The 17,392-nt window shown below is 45.2% G+C and carries 16 protein-coding genes and 1 tRNA gene; 9 read left to right on the top strand and 8 right to left on the bottom strand.

The window, feature by feature from the left end; translation table 11 throughout:
• Positions 1-2: 2 nt before the first annotated feature.
• Together IEV16_RS03600 and tehB are read right to left on the bottom strand one after the other, a co-directional pair.
• On the bottom strand, positions 3-1,133 hold the full coding sequence (locus IEV16_RS03600; RefSeq protein ID WP_188364303.1) for an NAD(P)/FAD-dependent oxidoreductase: 1,131 nt from the start codon (positions 1,131-1,133) through the stop codon (positions 3-5).
• Positions 1,134-1,152: 19 nt separating this feature from the next.
• Positions 1,153-1,728 carry a tellurite resistance methyltransferase TehB gene (gene tehB, locus IEV16_RS03595; protein ID WP_188364302.1) on the bottom strand — a complete coding sequence of 192 codons (576 nt, stop codon included), beginning with the start codon at positions 1,726-1,728 and terminating at the stop codon, positions 1,153-1,155.
• A gap of 218 nt (positions 1,729-1,946) precedes the next feature.
• Here tehB and IEV16_RS03590 point away from each other — a divergent pair, with 218 nt between their 5' ends.
• Positions 1,947-3,137, top strand: coding sequence for a GGDEF domain-containing protein (locus IEV16_RS03590; protein ID WP_188364301.1), 1,191 nt, complete (start codon positions 1,947-1,949; stop codon positions 3,135-3,137).
• Between the two features lie 109 nt (positions 3,138-3,246).
• Here the strand turns inward: IEV16_RS03590 and IEV16_RS03585 are convergent, their stop codons facing one another.
• Positions 3,247-4,914 (bottom strand): serine hydrolase domain-containing protein, encoded by a 1,668-nt coding sequence (locus IEV16_RS03585; protein WP_188364300.1) that lies wholly within the window; start codon positions 4,912-4,914, stop codon positions 3,247-3,249.
• Positions 4,915-5,059: 145 nt separating this feature from the next.
• Between IEV16_RS03585 and IEV16_RS03580 the strand changes: the two genes are divergently transcribed.
• The gene (locus tag IEV16_RS03580; RefSeq protein WP_188364299.1) at positions 5,060-5,659 is read left to right on the top strand and encodes an ATP cone domain-containing protein; all 600 of its coding nucleotides are present in this window, start codon (positions 5,060-5,062) and stop codon (positions 5,657-5,659) included.
• A 44-nt stretch (positions 5,660-5,703) separates the two neighbouring features.
• Here the strand turns inward: IEV16_RS03580 and IEV16_RS03575 are convergent, their stop codons facing one another.
• From IEV16_RS03575 to IEV16_RS03565, 3 genes are all read right to left on the bottom strand, one after another.
• Positions 5,704-6,216 (bottom strand): GNAT family N-acetyltransferase, encoded by a 513-nt coding sequence (locus tag IEV16_RS03575; protein ID WP_188364298.1) that lies wholly within the window; start codon positions 6,214-6,216, stop codon positions 5,704-5,706.
• Positions 6,217-6,269: 53 nt separating this feature from the next.
• A complete protein-coding gene (locus tag IEV16_RS03570; RefSeq protein WP_188364297.1) occupies positions 6,270-8,120 on the bottom strand; it encodes a M48 family metallopeptidase in 1,851 nt (616 codons plus the stop codon).
• 241 nt (positions 8,121-8,361) lie between these two features.
• Positions 8,362-8,437: transfer RNA gene (locus tag IEV16_RS03565), tRNA-Thr, on the bottom strand.
• Between the two features lie 185 nt (positions 8,438-8,622).
• On the opposite strand from IEV16_RS03565, the gene IEV16_RS03560 reads away from it, so the two are divergent.
• From IEV16_RS03560 to IEV16_RS03550, 3 genes are all read left to right on the top strand, one after another.
• Positions 8,623-9,375 (top strand): FAD-binding oxidoreductase, encoded by a 753-nt coding sequence (locus IEV16_RS03560; protein WP_188364296.1) that lies wholly within the window; start codon positions 8,623-8,625, stop codon positions 9,373-9,375.
• Positions 9,376-9,411: 36 nt separating this feature from the next.
• The gene (locus IEV16_RS03555; protein ID WP_188364295.1) at positions 9,412-9,639 is read left to right on the top strand and encodes a hypothetical protein; all 228 of its coding nucleotides are present in this window, start codon (positions 9,412-9,414) and stop codon (positions 9,637-9,639) included.
• A gap of 264 nt (positions 9,640-9,903) precedes the next feature.
• Positions 9,904-11,247, top strand: a complete 1,344-nt coding sequence (locus tag IEV16_RS03550) for a M28 family metallopeptidase (RefSeq protein ID WP_188364294.1) — start codon at positions 9,904-9,906, stop codon at positions 11,245-11,247.
• A 5-nt stretch (positions 11,248-11,252) separates the two neighbouring features.
• Here IEV16_RS03550 and IEV16_RS03545 read toward each other — a convergent pair whose 3' ends face one another.
• The gene (locus IEV16_RS03545; protein WP_188364293.1) at positions 11,253-11,918 is read right to left on the bottom strand and encodes a hypothetical protein; all 666 of its coding nucleotides are present in this window, start codon (positions 11,916-11,918) and stop codon (positions 11,253-11,255) included.
• A 191-nt stretch (positions 11,919-12,109) separates the two neighbouring features.
• On the opposite strand from IEV16_RS03545, the gene IEV16_RS03540 reads away from it, so the two are divergent.
• The 3 genes from IEV16_RS03540 to IEV16_RS03530 all read left to right on the top strand — a co-directional run bounded on the left by IEV16_RS03540 (position 12,110) and on the right by IEV16_RS03530 (position 14,497).
• Entirely contained in the window at positions 12,110-12,355 is a 246-nt protein-coding gene (locus IEV16_RS03540) for a type B 50S ribosomal protein L31 (RefSeq protein ID WP_188364292.1), read from the top strand.
• Between the two features lie 173 nt (positions 12,356-12,528).
• Positions 12,529-13,818, top strand: a complete 1,290-nt coding sequence (locus IEV16_RS03535; protein ID WP_188364291.1) for a citrate synthase — start codon at positions 12,529-12,531, stop codon at positions 13,816-13,818.
• Positions 13,790-14,497: a class I SAM-dependent methyltransferase gene (locus tag IEV16_RS03530; RefSeq protein WP_188364290.1), complete on the top strand. Its 708-nt coding sequence runs from the start codon at positions 13,790-13,792 to the stop codon at positions 14,495-14,497. The genes IEV16_RS03535 and IEV16_RS03530 overlap by 29 nt, the downstream gene beginning before the upstream one ends.
• Here the strand turns inward: IEV16_RS03530 and IEV16_RS03525 are convergent.
• A complete protein-coding gene (locus IEV16_RS03525; RefSeq protein ID WP_188364289.1) occupies positions 14,494-16,005 on the bottom strand; it encodes a peptide ABC transporter substrate-binding protein in 1,512 nt (503 codons plus the stop codon). The two genes, IEV16_RS03530 and IEV16_RS03525, sit on opposite strands and share 4 nt — an antisense overlap.
• A 28-nt stretch (positions 16,006-16,033) precedes the next feature.
• Between IEV16_RS03525 and IEV16_RS03520 the strand changes: the two genes are divergently transcribed.
• Positions 16,034-17,392, top strand: coding sequence for a glutamate--cysteine ligase (locus IEV16_RS03520; RefSeq protein ID WP_443093944.1), 1,359 nt, complete (start codon positions 16,034-16,036; stop codon positions 17,390-17,392).

The following is a 17,392-nucleotide window of genomic DNA, read 5'->3' as shown; positions in this document are numbered from 1 at the left end:
CCTTACCCGCGATATTGGCGTAAGTAGCGTTTTTCAAAAAAGCGCTTGGCGTAATGCATTATCCGCAGGGGCGGTAAGAAGGTGGCGCCTTTGTCGTTGCGTTTGATAAAAATGCCGTGGCTGAGGGAGTCGATAATACACAACAGTTCGTGGTGAATTTTATCGAGTTCAGCGGTGTCATTGTGCAGTAAGCGCAGCGCATTGGTGGCGGCCACTTTGGCCTGGATATCGGCGGCATGGGCTTGTTTGGGTTGCCATTCGGGACCGGGAAAACTACCCGCATCACCGGCCACATAGACATGCTTAAAACCGGCCACCTGGGTGTGCTCATTAGCAGCTATCATGCCACCTGAGGAGCGCGGAAGACTGGTATTGTCCAGCCAGGCAGCGCCGGTCATACCCGGCATAAACAGGATGAGATCAGCGGCAATTTCACCGGCTTCTGTGATGACACTTTTTTCGGTAAAGCCTTTAATTTTATGACCAAGATGAGTCTCTACACCCTGTTTGCGCATCAAACTCATCAGCTTACCGGGCACATCCGGGCCCAAGCGAACACCGGGTTTATCCTTGGGATTAAAAAACACCAGCTTAAACTGATCGCGTCGGCCCTGTTTTCGCAATAAGGTTTCGATAATAAACACAAACTCAAACATGGGACCGCCGCGCATGGCGGTGGGTTCTTTTGGATTGCCGCCAAAACCCATCGCAATGGTGCCGGATTTCATGGCCGCCAGTCGCTCGCGAATCTTTTCACCCACCTGGATACCTTCGCAAGGGGTCAGCACATGCTCAATGCCCGGCAGTTTTTTTATAAAACGACCGCCACCGGCAATTATCAGGGCATCGTTCTCAATCGACTCGGTCTCGGTAAAAACCTGACGACCATCATCAGAAATTTTCTGTACTTTACCGGCGACAAAGTTGACGCGCATTTTTGTAAAGTAATGGGTGAGGTCAATGCGTAAATCATCGGCTGTTCGCAGCTCGGTTGGTAGCCAAATAACACTGGGTAAATAGACGAACTCAGCTTTCGGGGCGATAACCGTTATGTCAACGCTTTTTGATTGTTTGCGCAGCGTTTTGACCGCGGTGAGTGCCGCGAAACCCGCACCGATAACCGTTATTCGCATAAAAAGACCTCCCAATTCATTATGACTGATTCGGTTTGCGCGCTAACAGGGTGGCAAACTGTAGTTGCGCACCATTGTGCATGGTGCCGATGTCTTCATTATACTTGAGTAATTCCCAACCGACGTAGGCTTCGCTTAACTGACCCGCATTGAAGGTAAAAGGGAACGGAACCGGGCAGGGGTGCTGGTCTGTATCCATGGCGCAAACAATCAGGTTATAACCACCGGGCAGGGTATGGGCTTGCATATCAGTGATCATCGCATCAACCCGCGCAGGATGAAGAAACATTAAGGTCACGGTACAGGCGATAAAGCCATAATCTTCGCTGAGTTCGGCCTGATTCAGATCGTAAACCTGCGCCTGTATGTTGTCGATGTTCTCTGCAGTCACAATCTGCTGCAGCCTTTGAATGGCATTGGGATTATTGTCCACAGCTGTGACCTCAAAGCCCAGTTGACTTAAGTACAATGCATTGCGCCCGCTGCCACAGCCCATATCCAAAACCCGGCAGGGTTCAACGGTTTTGCAGGCCGCGACCACTTCACTGTGGGCCGGATTTAAGCCGTAACGGCTGTTAATTTCATTAAATGACATTCAGTCAACCTTTCTATTAGTTTATTCTTCAATTATAGTTGATTTGAGGATTGTCATCAGTAAAGTTACACACAAATTTGCTTGGTTATTCTTCAATGGGTTCAGAATTATTGACTGTGGTTATACATAAAATAATTTTAAAATTCCAACAAATTGGTAATCATGGTATGAATAAATGATAATAGACTGGTTTATCAATCCATCAAACACATCAACCCATGAATGGTATCACACTGCTGACCGTTGATATTGTCACCATCGCCTTTGCACGGGCTATCATGCAAATGATGCTTGGTGGTTTATTGCTGTACATGGGAATAAGGCAATTTAATCAGGGTGCAGCCAGATGGTGGGCGCTGGGGTTTTTTGTGAATGGTTTATCGTTATTTGCCTTTTCTTTTGATGTGCCCGAAGCATGGTCCATTGTGCGCAATACATTCAATCATTTGTCGATGGGTGTCGCATCGGTGTTTTTCCTCATGGGTTTTTGGCGCTTTGGTCAGCAACCGATTAATTCCTGGTTGCTTATTGTGCTGATGGCTTTTCCTTTGACAAGTATTATCGCATGGGAATTGTTATGGCCGAATGCCCGTTTTCGGGTGTTGTGCACAGCTTCCGGACAAGTGCTTTATTTTATCGCACTCCAACAAATCCTCGCTCAACCCTTTCGAATTGAATATGCACGCATTTATCGGCGACTGCGCTATGTTGTGGTTGTTTATATAATAATTTTTGTCTGGGCATATGCCAGCATAGCTCAACTGCTGCCGACCACCGCAGTTACCTCATTGAATTATCACCGGTCCATTTTTAGTATCGCCTCTTTACTGTTTATGTTGACTCTGGCCGTTGGCTGTTTGGCCTTGAAGTTTACCTCGCTGGCGATTCGCAATGCAGATCTGGCGATGCATGACTGGTTAACCGGTTTGCTTAATCGTCGGGGATTTTTCCATGAAATTGAATCCAATCAGCAAGTCAAGGGCGGCGACAGAAAAATAACGGCTTTGCTGGCCATCGATATTGATAGGTTTAAAAAAATCAATGACGCTCAGGGTCATGCCGCCGGTGATCAGGTACTGCAGTATGTTTCAGAGCGGCTGAAATTATACGATAGTGAGAACCGAATCATTGCCCGCATGGGCGGTGAAGAGTTTCTCATCACTTTATTTGACACGTCACAAGAAGATGCCATTAAACTTGCTGAAGAATTGCGCCAACAATTTGCTCAAAACCGGGTGGCTTTATCGAACCAACAATCAGTCCGGTTAACCATCAGTATCGGTGTGCATGAGGTATCACAACAAGAACATATTGAACAGTCACTGGCGCACGCCGATGAGGCCCTCTATGCGGCAAAAAGACAGGGTCGAAACCGGGTTATTTTGTCGAAAACTGAGCAGAAAGACTGATGAAGGAAACCCATTATGCTCGAAAATTTATTTCATATCAGTATTCGATAGAATATTAGCGGTCCTCAAAGAGAGCCAATGTTAAGTTAGGCAAATGCAAGAGAACTTTTTATTCTTTTTTCCGCATCTCAAAGCTGCGCGACATTTGGGTGAATTGCATGCTGTTTGTTTCAGGATTAAAAACCATGGTGATATTCGCCGGCGAGAAGCTAAATTCAGTATCGCTTTGTACCGTGAGTAAGAACGCACCCTGACCGGTGGCCTGCGCCATCAGCTGTCCGTTTTCGATAAAGACCTTGATGTCCAGTGGAAAACCTTCTGTGGCATATACGCCGGTGTATTGCTGTAAGGTTTCTAAGGGGATTTCGGCGGCTTTGGGCTTAGCGGCATCGTTGCGTTGATAAACGTTTTTATGCTCACCCTGATTTAAAGTAAAGCTGTTCATGTCTTCGGTGAACAGCATCTCAATACCCGCCGGTTGGAAGGTAAAGCGGCGTTCACCGTCCGGTGTCAAGGGAAAGGCGCTCTGGCCGGTGGCTTGTGCCATCAGTTGGTCTTCCATCAGCATCACCTCGATATCCAGCGGGCTGGTATCGCTCTGGAAATAGCCGGTGTACGGCTTTAACTCATCCGCTTTAATGTCCAGGGCGGCCATTTTATTGTCCAAAGAATGACCCAAATAAGCATCAATCAGGGCGCTGTTGAGATCGTCCACAGTGAGTTTATTCAGGCCGTTACTCAACACCACGGTGGTGACGTCAATGTCGGGGAAATATATCGCATGGCTGGCAAAACCTTCGATGCCGCCATTGTGCCAGTAGCCGATGATCTCCTTATCCTTGTTTTTGACTTTGGTTTTAAAAATCCCATAACCAAAACCGTCGGTGAGTGAAATCATTTTCTCGAAATGCTCTTTGGACAATAATTGGTCATTAAACAAGCCCCGAAAGAAGCGATTTAAATCATCGCTGCTGGAAATAATCGCCCCGGCGGCACCGGCCACGGACAGACTCCAGGGATCGATGCTTTGCCATTGGTCTTCGTCATTGTGCCATTGATAGGACTTAATCTCAGCGCCATGACTGTCTGTCCCAAAATAAGTATGCTGAAGGGCCAACGGCTTAACAATGTGCTTGTTGAGTAAATCGGCATAACTTTGGCCACTAACCTGTTCCAGAATATAGCCAAGCAAAAGGTAATTACTGTTGCTGTAGGCGGCTTTTTCACCGGGCGCAAAAGCCGCCGGTAAGGCCTCAATCCGAGTCACCATCTGTTCTTCAGTCTGAGGTGATTGGTAATACGACATAAAATCAGGACTGTCGGTGTAATTGGCAATCCCAGAATGGTGATTCAGCATATGACCGATGGTGATGTTTTTGGCGTTGGTAATTTTTGGGTAATATTGGCTCAAAGGTGTGTCTAAACTCAGCTTGCCGGCCTCAATCATTTTAAAAGTCAGTACCGCCGTAAATGTTTTACTGATTGAGCCGATTTTGTATTGATGCATTTGTTTATCATCAGCGATAACGATGCTTGACCCGTCTTCAGAAGGCAGCCAGGTTTGTTTAAAAATTGTTTCATCGCCCTGATACAAGGCCCAGGTGCCCAACACACGATTATGTGTGGCCAGAGCCTGTCCATATTCGTTTAACGGCACTTCTGATGTGCGATTTATATCCGTTTTAGCTTGGACCGAGGCATTTAAAAACAAGCCGGTGACAATTAAAGTTATCAGTGAAAAGAGCTTGAAGTGACGTAAAGCGAATGGTGTTGTCATGGCAATGATTGTTTTTCAATACCTGAGTCTAACATGGATATGTCAATCATTTCATGTGAGGAAAGTCATACCAATTGATGTAAATCAATGCCAAGACACAACACGGTGGCTACATTAAGAAAACTGGAAAAAATATATCAATTTCATGAACCCAAGCCATTCATTCACATCCACAAATTCCGACAAAATCCAGGCCGTTCCCAAACGGATTATAAAACGTAATTTACAGGCAGTGGATTTTGATAGTGAACGCTTAAACCGAACCCTCAGTACCATTCGCAAGCAATACAAAGAATATAGCAAAGACAAGCAAGCCCGACTTCAGGCGCAAATTCTGCGTTATTTAAAATACCACCAAGGCGGTGCGCCGGAACCGTCGGTGCTACAACTCCAGGACGCCATTGAACAAAGTTTGTTCAGCAATGCCTATTACAAAAGTGCCAAGTATTTCATCAGCCACCGTGCCGAAAAACGGATTCTCAGACAACAGCGGCAGCACCTAAAATTATTAATCCGCGCCATACACGATGAAATTAACCATAAACCCACCAGCCAGACCCATGCGATTAATCCGGCGCTTACCACAACTGTCTGTCTGTCCCTGTTTGCGCAAATGGTTCATCAAACCCCCGACAGTCTAACGGAACAGCCCGAACTCAGTGCGGCATTAAAAGAACATATACGCTCAGTACCGAGCGATGATTTAATGGCGTTGCTGACTGAGATTGAAGGGATTATTGGCTGATATTATCGACACTACAATCAAAGCATCGTTTTAATGCCAACTAATTATTGAATCAACAATTTTTGGTAAAGATTAACGGCGTCTTCTTCCGTTGACAGCTGCGCTTGTTTGACAAAATCAAAACTTAATTTCTCGATTAACCGGATTGAAGCGATATTGCCCGGGCTGATAATGGCGTAAAGTGTATCGAGTTTTAGTGCTCTGGCATGCTCAAGCACGGCCAGTGAAGATTCATAGGCAAAACCCTGCCCCCAATGCGCCTCACTGATGGCAAAGCCGATATCCGGCGCATCCAAATAATCCCGTTGCACCAGGCCGTTTACACCGATCGGTTCAAGCGACTGCCTGTCCTCAAGCAGATACAACCAAAAGCCATGTTTCTGATAATTCGCTTGCACAGCCTGAATAAATTCCCGGGTTTTAGCAAGACTCGACAAACCGCGATTACCAATGTGCTCGATAAAGGCGTCCTGGTTATAAAGATCAAACAGAAACTCGGTGTCTGATGGCTTTATGTGGCGGAGTTTCAGGCGGTTTGTTTGGGTGATGGTCGACATTGAGAGCCCGTCATAAAATGTTAAACTTAATAGTTGGGTAAGGTTGCCGCCATTTAAAAAAGTTGAAGGGTGTGATTGCGGATGGTGTTGGCTAATTTTTTATGTTCAATATTGACAAATGTGTAGTAGCCATTCAATTCAAGCGGGTAATCAGTTTCAAAAGTTGCGGCTTCTGATTCATTTGTATGAAGTTCAAAAAGAATCACGAACATGGCGGCATCAGGATTGGTTTTGAGTCGTTTCTGGCACACCCAGGCATGGCGAATACCATCGTACTTTCGGACAGATTTTTTGAGTTCGCTGAGTTCTTCTTTTGATAAATCTGTTCTGAAAAAATCATCTTTTACATGGGTTGTGGTCACTTCCTCATACAATGCCTCTTCTTGATCGTAGAGATGATCAATGGTGAGCTGAATACGCTCGGCTTCTTCGGCCATGTTATTTTGTTGATAAAAACCTAACAAATGATGGCTTGCTTCCTGGGCATAGTCACCGTTGTGGAGAAGGCGTTCTAAAAATTGAGCACCTTTTGCATGGTTTTTTTCGAGAAAATAAGCACCAATATGATACAGCGCATTGGGTTCATTTTTATTCTGACTCAGCACTTCTTTAAAGGTGTGAAGCGCTGTTTTACGTTGTTGTAAAAATAGTTGTAAGTGGGCTTTTTCAAGCAACTCATCCTCTGAAAGCGGTGTCTTTTTATCAAGCTCATCGATTCTGTTAAGGGCATCCTGTCCTTTCGCATGGGTGTCTTGCCAATATTGCTTGGCATCCTTGAGCCAATCTTGTGCCAAAGGCATTAAGTAATTAGCAACAAAATGCGTGAACCAAACTTCTGAAACAGTGGTTTTTGGATTAAAGCTGAATTCTGGTTTGGCGTCAATCGCTGTTAATCGGTCTTTCAGGGCAGGGTGGGTGTCCTGGAGATTGGTTTTGGCTTTTAATTTTTCGGCAATGATGGCCTGTTGTTTGGCCGGATCAAGCTGAAAAGTTTGAATATTTTTATGACTGTTCAAAAAATAGTTCATATCGATATGCGGTTGAACAAAGACCTGTTTCTCAACATTTTTCCAATAGCCTGAGAAATAACTTTCTGACATCACTTCAAGCCCCACCAAAGCTTGCGCCAGAGCCTCAGGTGATGTGGCTTTGGTGGCGATGGCATCGGCTTCAAACTCATTGGCGCGTGCCAAAGCAAATGAATACGCATTAAAGTAGGGGGCATACCATGAAAAAAAGTAGCCAAATACCCACTTAGCCACGGTGCTCACATTCATCACGGCATGTTGAATGTTCATCCAGCTGATTCTGATACGATAAATCCAGCCGTTAAATTTTGAATGGCCGCCTGATAAATGGCCTAATTCGTGTGCAATCACCGCCATGGCTTGTTCTTCGTTGAGACACATTAACAAATCAGCACCAAGAATCAAGGTGTTTTTTTGCCACCCGAATATGCCCAAACGGGGTCTTTGGTGAATGGCTGCATTAAGTTCAGGTGTTAATATAATGCTGTGAATTTTGGGCGTCTTAAGCTGTTTTCGAAGCACGGAAACTTTTTTAAAGAGTGCGGGTGCATCCTTTTTATTGATCCGCAAGCCTTCCGGTTCGGGTATTTTGATAAACAGGGAACGGAAAATAACGTAAACAACCCCGAGCACCAAAACAATCATTTTGCTTTTAATTAAAAATAGCAAAAACACCGTTGATTTGATGGCCATCCAAACCAATCCTGCTAAAAATGATAAACATAAAAACAAAATAAAAAATAAATACCCATAGCCGATAAAAGCCAGCCATTTAAGTTTGTTTTTATACGCATTTGGATTGTTGTCAAATTCCCTTTCGGCTTTTGCGACAATGTTCTCAAATTGCTGCCTTCGTTCCGTTGCTGATTTGGCCATGTGAATTTTTTTATCGATTTGAAGTTGCGACAACACAATATTAACTGGATTTTAACAACAGACAAAGCAGTTTCTTTGATTGTTTCTAACAGTTATCAGTTTTTAGTGAGACGGATGGGTTTCCATGTATTTGCGGGAGAAGATGGTTGATGTGGGTTTGATGTCTTTGGATATTCAACACCAGGGCAATCCGAAGACGTTGTGGTTTTTAAAATATAAAGTCGATAGGGGGAATTTGAAATGGTGCCGACACGAGGAGTCGAACCCCGGACCTACTGATTACAAGTCAGTTGCTCTACCAACTGAGCTATGTCGGCACTGGTTGGCGCTCGTTTTTAAGCGAGGATGCGAAGTATAGTCAAATTATGGGGTGTGTTCAATCATTTTTTGATCAAAAAACCGCTTGTGGTGTCGGAATTGGCTTTGTTAGGAGGTGTTGCTTTAACTTTGACGCGTGTCTTGAGATAATGGCGATTCTGATTCAATAACTGATTAAAAATACATGACCCCTTTTTCTCTTGTGTTCAAAGAACAGGTTCCGTTAAATGACCATTCGGTATCGATTCGATTTAAGGTTGAAAGTGAGACACCACTGGTGGCGATTGCGGGGCAGTTTGTGCGTTTGCATATGCAGCAGGATGATGGCTTTGATACTTTTAGAAGTTATTCCATTGCATCCATTTTTACCGAAGAAAAATGTGAGCTGGATGAGATTGAGATTGCCATGACCTGGGTTGAAGGCGGTTTGGCCACCCGAAAGCTGGCGGCTTTACAACCGGGTGATCGGTTAGAAGCTTCGGGGCCTTATGGCCGGTTTTGTTTGTTGCCGGATCATCACCAACGCTATTTTCTTATTGCCACCGGTACCGGTGTGACGCCGTATCGTGCCATGTTGAATGAATTAAAAAATCGACTGAAGGCAGGTTCTGAAGTATTTGTGGTGATGGGGGCGCAGGACGCACCGGGGCTTTTATATGAAGCGGATTTTCGCGCGGTTGAAAAAGCGTATGGCAATTTTCATTACATTCCCTGTTTATCACGCCGGGAACGAGAACAACCGGCCCTAAATGACCGTACAGGTTATGTGCAAAAGTTTTTAGCTGAGCTGGATTTTGATGTGGATTCGGACATCGCTTATTTATGCGGTAATCCGGGTATGGTGGATGAAAGCTTCGCTTTATTAAAGGATAAAGGCCTGCCGGTGACCCTGATTAAACGCGAAAAATATGTCAGTCCGCCGGTGAAGAAGAAATAAACTGGATTCAATGCACGAAAAGTCTATAATCATGCAATGAGTACGATGCAATTGATACAGATGTTTTTGGCGGTTTTGCTGATTGTATCCGTTATGATCGGTGTTTACTTGTTAAATAAACACCTCAAAAACCTCACCCAGAAACAACAACAAATTAACCAAACCCTCGAAGACATCGCCCGCTCACAAAGAATCCTCGCCAATAACCCCAAAGATTTCGAAGAAACCAAACGCATTAGCCAGATTAAAGATAAATTTAGTTAACTTACAATAAGTTTATTTATCGTATGCAAAAAGCCACTTAACTGTGTAAGTCTGAACGCAACATTAATCTCCTGGTACAGCGTGATACAATCAACCAAGATTACGCGAAACAGCCATTTGAATATGTAAAATAGGCAGCAAACGCATTCTCGAATCGTGAATGAACCCCTTAAATTGGTTTAATGCAAGAATTGTGAATTCAAGCCGCATGTCGAAGTGGCAAGTTGTGGTAGCATAAACCTATCAGTATCACACACCAAACATATGAAAAAGATTTTATGCTTTTTGGCACTGTTTTTTCTGCAGTCAGTCTTCGCCAATACAGACGAATTAACGGTACTCAATGTTCATGGCATTGGCCCTCAATTATTGAACGAAGTGAAACAATCCCCACAAGTCGATTGGTGGCTTGAAATGGGCGATGAATTGCTGGTGGTCACCGCTGACAATAATCACCAATGGCCGCCGGGTGTTGTGGTTAAAACCGTTTTAACTGATATTGATGTGTCTTCCCTGGCTTTTCATGTTTTGGGACATTGTGACCATTCTGACAATGATCAGCTTTTACACGACAATCTTGATCCTATATTTTCAGGAGATTTGGTGCGGATAATCAACACGTCGAAAATCCGTGATAAGAAACAGCTGCTCGCCCATAAATCCATCCTGCCTTTTCAAAAAAATACCGTTCTTAGTTATCAAATCAGTAACCGTGCTTTAAATAAAAGCCTGCAAAGAAATGATGATATTCAATATGTACTGAATCAGGTGAATCAGAATCGCTGGTTTAACCAGGTTGACTATCTGGCCGGTTTAAACCGGATGCTGGAAGCCGATCTGATGATCGCCGGTGAGTGGTTGGAGAATCATTTTAATGCCTTAGGCCTGAACACGTCGCGGGTTTCTTTACATGCCAATTACCGGGGCTTTAATGTGCTGGGGTTTCAGGTCGGTACAACACGTGCCGATGACTGGTATGTGGTGGGGGCGCATATGGATTCCCGAAACCAAAACAAGAATGATTTTTTACCGTCGCCCGGTGCTGAAGACAATGCTTCAGGTTGTTCCGGTGTATTGGAAATGGCCCATGTCATTTCTCAATATAAGACCGAAGCTTCGATTGTCTATATGTGTTTTATTGAAGAAGAGAATGGCTTAAAAGGCTCTCAAGAAGTGGTGACCCATTTTACCAATACAGGTGATATCGCTAAAATCAAAGGCATGCTTAATATGGATATGATTGGTTATCGCTCTCCGGGGAACAACACCGCCGTGGCCGGTACCAATTCACAACAATACCAAAGTCTGGCGCAGCAAGTGGCTTTGAACGGTCAGCTGTACACAGATTTGGATTGGCAAGTCAGTTTGAATATGTGTTGTACTGATTTTGTCAGTTTTAGCCAAGCCGGTGTTCCGGCGGTGACCTCCAATGAACCGGATGTGTGGAATTATTTTGCTTACCATACGGTCAATGACCGGGCAGAAAATATCGATCCGAGCATGGGTGCGGGTATTGTCCGAGCCAATCTGGCCACATTAATTGATTTAGTGGGTGTGGATTTTAATTCAGGCGATTTGATATTTGCTGAGTCTTTTGAAGCGCCGTAAATGTTTTATTCAAAAGCCTGTCTGTCTTCTAATATCGCCAGCCATTGATCGGCGATAAACTTCGGCGGACTGAGCAGGTTTATTTTTAAATCACCTTTGCGGTTGGCCAGGCATTGATTGGCAAATTCACCGGCCAGGTTTTTTTCAGTAAGATTAATGCAGGGATCGTTGTTGGCCATTTCAGTGAGTCGCTGGTTAATTTCATGGGTTGATGAAATGGTTTTAAGGCGACCACGCATTAAATTGGCACACATGGGTTGTTCGTCCACACACTGGGCAAAATCGATGTTGCTGGGTGCGACCAGCAATTCTTCGCGCTGCAAAATGCGGATATCACGGGCGGTTTCACGCCGATAAATGGGGTGAAGATAAGCCCATAATAAGATGGGCTTAAGAATTTGTTGTTGATAAAAGCTGTATTGGTGGTAATTTTCGATGAGTATTTTTGAATTGGCCACCACCGCCGACGGGTTGTTATCAATCATCAATAAATACAAGTTAATGATGTTGTCGTTTTTAACGGACATCGACAGGGTGTCACGGGCCACGATGATGGCACTTCGGTCTTGGCTGATTAAGGCATTGACCAATGGGTTGTAATCGGGTTTGTTGGGTGCAGCGGCACACGCGACCAGAGCAAAAATAATGATCAGTAATACAAGCTGTCGCATGGATTTTGGTCGTTAAAAGACGCCATTGTAGCGCCAGAAAATAAAAAAGAAATGTGAAACAGTCGCAATTTTGAATTTTGATGGAATTATTTTGTCTTGCAGCCCCTTGAAAAGTGTATTGTGGCTTTACTTTACGGGCTTTGTTCTTTAAAATACGCGGTCTTGTTTTGGACAGAACACCGGATATAATTATGAGAAAAGACATTCACCCTGAATACCGTGAAGTGGTATTTCAAGATGCAGGCGCAGATTTCGCGTTTTTGACACGCTCCTGTCTGCACAGTAATGAAACCATCAAATGGGAAGACGGTAACGAATATCCTTTGGTAAAAATCGAAATTTCATCCAAATCACACCCTTTTTATACCGGACAGCACAAAGTGGTTGATTCCGGCGGTCGTGTGGATCGATTTAAACGCCGTTACCAAAGAAAATAAAGGCGACACGCCAAAAATGATTAAAAAAACCCGATTGAAGTCGGGTTTTTTTATGGCTAAAAAAGCCAATTTTGACTTCGGTCATGGGCTTTTGTTTTAAACGGTTTCAATAAGATGCTAAAATGAACGCTTGTTTGAAACCCACACAAGCTGTGTATTTGGAGAATAATAAGATGAGTGACGACGTTGTAAAAATCACCACCCCTGAAGGAAAAACCGCCGAACTGCCGGTCAAGCGTTCCGTGTTAGGTCCGCCCACCTTTGACATCAAAACCCTGCACCAGCAAACCGGCTACTTCACTTATGATTCGGGTTTTGCGGCAACGGCCGCCTGCACCAGTGACATCACTTTTATTGATGGTCAGGAAGGGGTTTTGTTGTACCGTGGTTACCCCATCGAACAGCTCGCCGAAAACAGCAATTTTATGGAAGTGTCGTATCTTTTGCTCAATGGTGAATTGCCCACCAGCCAGGAGTATGATGATTTCACTTCTCTGATTACCCGTCACACCATGGTGCATGAGAAGATCCGTTCTTTTATGAAGGGTTTTCAGTACGATGCCCACCCGATGGCCATGATGATGAGTGTGGTGGGTTCTTTTGCCGCTTTTTATCACAATGACACCGATGTCAATAATCCCAAAGACCGTCATCTGGCAGCGATTCGCCTGATAGCCAAAATGCCGACCGTGGCGGCTGCGGTCTATAAAAACTACATTGGCCAGCCGATTATGTACCCCAACAACAGTCTGAATTTTACCGAGCGGTTGTTGCACATGATGTACGGTGTACCTGCTGAACCTTACGAGGTCAATCCGGTGGCTGCCAAAGCGCTTGATTTGCTGTTTATTTTGCATGCCGATCATGAACAAAATGCCAGTACCTCAACGGTGCGATTAGTCGGTTCAACCGGCGCCAATCCGTATGCCAGTATCGCAGGCGGTATCGCATCCCTGTGGGGCCCGGCGCATGGTGGTGCCAATGAGGCGGTGCTCAATATGCTGGATGAAATCGGTGATGTCAGTCAGATTGATAAATTCATTGCCAAAGCCAAAGATAAAGATGATCCGTTCCGCCTGATGGGATTTGGTCACCGCGTGTATAAAAACTTTGACCCACGGGCCACCATAATCCGCAAAGCCACCCATGATGTACTGGATGCCCTGGGCATTGACGATCCGCGTCTGGAGCTGGCCATGAAATTGGAGGATATAGCGCTGAAAGACCCTTATTTTGTTGAACGTAAGCTGTATCCGAATGTGGATTTTTATTCGGGGATTATTTACAAAGCCCTGAATATTCCGGTGCAGATGTTCACCGTCATGTTTGCGCTCGCACGCACCGTCGGCTGGACTGCGCAATGGTTAGAACAGCACGAAACCGCCGATACCCGCATTGGTCGCCCTCGTCAGGTTTACCGGGGTGCCAAAAAACGTGACTTCGTGGCCCGCCATAAACGCTGAAAACAGATTGCAACAGTTGGATTTTGATCCGGCTGTTGTCCTGAATAAACTCGATGATGACTTAACCCTGTCCTATGTGGACGGGGTTTTGTCTTTACGGCATCAAGACCAATCTTTTCAGTCGCTGGCCATTGATTTTTGCAGCCCACAATTTCTTTATCGCCTCAAGCGTGCTGCCCATGAACAGTTGGTGAAAGCCTGCCGCATCAAAAACCAATCTAAAATTCGGTTATTGGATGCCACCGCGGGTTTGGGCCGGGATGCGATGATATTGCAGACGGTCGGTTTTAAAGTCACCGCCTATGAGCGTCATCCCCTGTTAGCGGCTCTTATAGCCGATGCCTTAACGCGAATTCCCGCTGACCGGGAACCATTTGACTTGCAAATCGGTGATGCCACCACGGTTTTTCAGAGCGGTGATTTCGATGTGATTTATTTGGATCCGATGTTTCCTGACAGCAAAAAATCAGCCCGGGTTAAAAAAGATATGGCGATTTTACAACAGCTGCATCAGCACACAAGCGATGACAGTCATGAATTATTCAAAGCGGCCTGGCAGGCCAGCTGTCAACGGCTGGTGGTGAAAAGGCCGCAAAAATCCGCCACCTTGAGTGATGCTAAACCCACGTTTCAGATTAACGGAAAAACCTGTCGTTTTGATGTTTACCAACGTGCTTAAAAGTGCAGATAACGGCTTAAATGTTGATCTGACAGATTATCGACATAGCCTTTGAGATCAGGATTGACCAAATGCCGGGACACATAAAAGTACAAAGGAATCATCGGATATTCTGATTGCAAAACAGCCTCAGCCTGTTGTATCAATGGCTTTCTTTTGTCTGCGGCGGTTGTGGTTCGGATTTGTTCAACCAGCCGGTCATAGGCTTTGTTATTAAAATGATAATAATTAAAACGTGAAGTCGATTCAAACAGCTGCAGATAATTCAGCGGATCATTGTAATCGGCAATCCAACCGCCTCTGAACACTTGTTTGTTCGGTCCTTGGCGGGTTTTGATAAAGACTTTCCATTCTTGGTTTTTTAGCTGGGTTTTAACCCCTAAGAACTGACGCCACATGGCGGCCACTGCCAGCGCTGTTTTCTTTTGGTTGTTGCTGTTGTTGTAAAGTAACTGCAGGCGGTCACTTTGGGTATTGAAGTTACTTTGTGCTAAATAATGTCTGGCTTTAACCGGATCAAAGCCATTGCCGGTATTGTCTTCAGACGGAATCAGACCAAACGCCGGTTTCTGACCCGATTTCAGTACTTTTTCAACCAGAATATCACGGTCAATGGCGGCATTCAGTGCTTTTCGCAAAGCGATGTCTTTAAGGTGCTTATCGGCTAAATTCAGGCCAAGAAAAAAACTGCCGTTATAGGGCGCAATACGCAATGCCTCGGGATAATGCGCGCGTAACCAGTCCAGCTGACTGTCGGGAATGGTTTCGGTGATATCCAGTTCAGCGGCTCTGAATTTGAGTAATTCACTGTTCTGATTTTCCGTGACCACATAATTTACACGACCAACCTGAACGCTTTGGGCAGCATGGAAATGGGGGTTTTTATGTAATTCTAAGCGCTCATGCGGCAGGTGTTCGGCGATTAAATAGGCACCATTGTAAACCGCCCCCTCGCTGCGATGCCTTGCCGAGGGAGCAAACACCGGTAATACCAGTTTTGCCGCAAAGCCGGGATCCGCCCGGTTTAATTGTATTGTGATTTTTTTCGGTGATGCACTGCTGACCTGCAACGTGCCCTGATGACGCAGATTATCGAATAAAAATGCATACGCAGAGGCGGTTTCAGGTGCCACCGCTTGCTGCCATGCATGAATAAAATCAGCGGCCACCACCGGCTCACCATCACTCCAGCGGGCCTGGTCTTTCAGTGTTATTTCCCAGTTTAATCCGTTTTCACTGACTTCAACATGTTCAGCCACCCCCAAAACCGGCTCACCGTTTATATCGTAAGTAAACAGACCTTCATAGACATCCAATAAAATGTGGTGGCTGTTGAGACCTTGTGCCCGGTGCGGATTTAAAGAATCCGGTTCAGCACCATTGCCCCGGTTGATCAGCGAAGAATCAGCCACGCACTGCCAGCTGATGGTCATGAGGATTAGATATCGTAAACAGGTGATATAAATATCCATAAATGAAGTGGTTTTATGGGTTAAGTTTGGTATCATTTTATATCTTATTATCTTATACCGGCGCCTGTCTATGACCAAGCACATAAGCATTGAATCCAAACATGAACTGATTGATTATCTGGCCGCCGGATGTAAACCAAAATCGATGTGGAAAGTTGGAACTGAACATGAAAAATTTGGTTTTCATCGCCACAGCTTAAAACCGCTTCATTACACAGAACCCGGCGGCATCCGCGATATTTTACAGCAACTGGCGGATAAGCACGGATGGCAACCGGTTTATGAGCAGGACAACATCATTGCTTTAAGTCGCCATGGTTGTTCTATCACTTTGGAACCGGGTGGACAACTGGAATTATCCGGGGCGCCCTTAAGCGATGTTCATCAGACCTGTGCTGAAACCAATCAACACTTAAAAGAACTCAAAAGCATCGCCGAACCCCTGGGCACGGCCTTTTTGGGCATGGGTTTTCAACCCACTGCAAGCCGTGATGACATTCAGTTTATGCCAAAAGATCGTTATAAGATCATGAGCGCCTACATGCCCAAAGTCGGCTCTTTAGGTTTGGATATGATGAAACGCACCTGTACCATTCAGGCCAACCTGGATTTTTCTTCTGAAGCGGATATGGTGAAAAAATTTCGGGTGAGTCTGGCTTTACAGCCGGTGGCCACCGCTCTATTTGCCAATTCACCGTTTACCGATGGCCGGGTCAATGGTTATTTGAGTTACCGTTCGCATATTTGGACCGACACCGACCCGCACCGCTGTGGTATTTTGCCTTTTGTGTTTGAACCGGGCATGGGGTTTGAGCGTTATGTGGATTACATGCTGGATGTGCCGATGTATTTTGTACAGCGCAAAGGTAAATACCTGAATGCAGCGGGTTTATCGTTTCGGGATTTTTTAAGCGGTCATCTGAAGATATTACCGGGCGAAAAACCCACCATCAAAGACTGGGAAGATCATTTAACCACTGCTTTCCCGGAAGTCAGGCTGAAAAAGTTTTTAGAAATGCGTGGTGCCGATGGAGGTCCCTGGCGCAGAATTTGTGCCTTACCGGCTTTGTGGGTAGGCCTTTTGTATGACGACACACAACTGAATCAGGCGGCTGACTGGATAAGTGACTGGACTCAGGAAGACCATGCCTATTTACGTAGTCAGGTGCCGAAATATGGTCTGTGTACTGCGTTTAAAGGTGAAAAGGTGCGTGATTTGGCCTTACGCATGTTGGCCATGTCCCGCGCAGGCTTAGAAAAACGTGCCATCAAGACCTCATGTGGCAAAGATGAAAGCGTGCATTTAACCGCGCTCCAGGAAATTGCCGACACCGGGGTAACACCGGCCGAAAGAAAGCTGGGTAAATACCACGGTGTCTGGCAACAGGAACTGAGCGAAATATACCGTCTTTGTGCCTATTAA

The organism is Marinicella pacifica, from assembly GCF_014636635.1.
GTDB lineage: Bacteria > Pseudomonadota > Gammaproteobacteria > Xanthomonadales > Marinicellaceae > Marinicella > Marinicella pacifica.
This window is presented reverse-complemented; position numbering and strand designations above follow the sequence as displayed.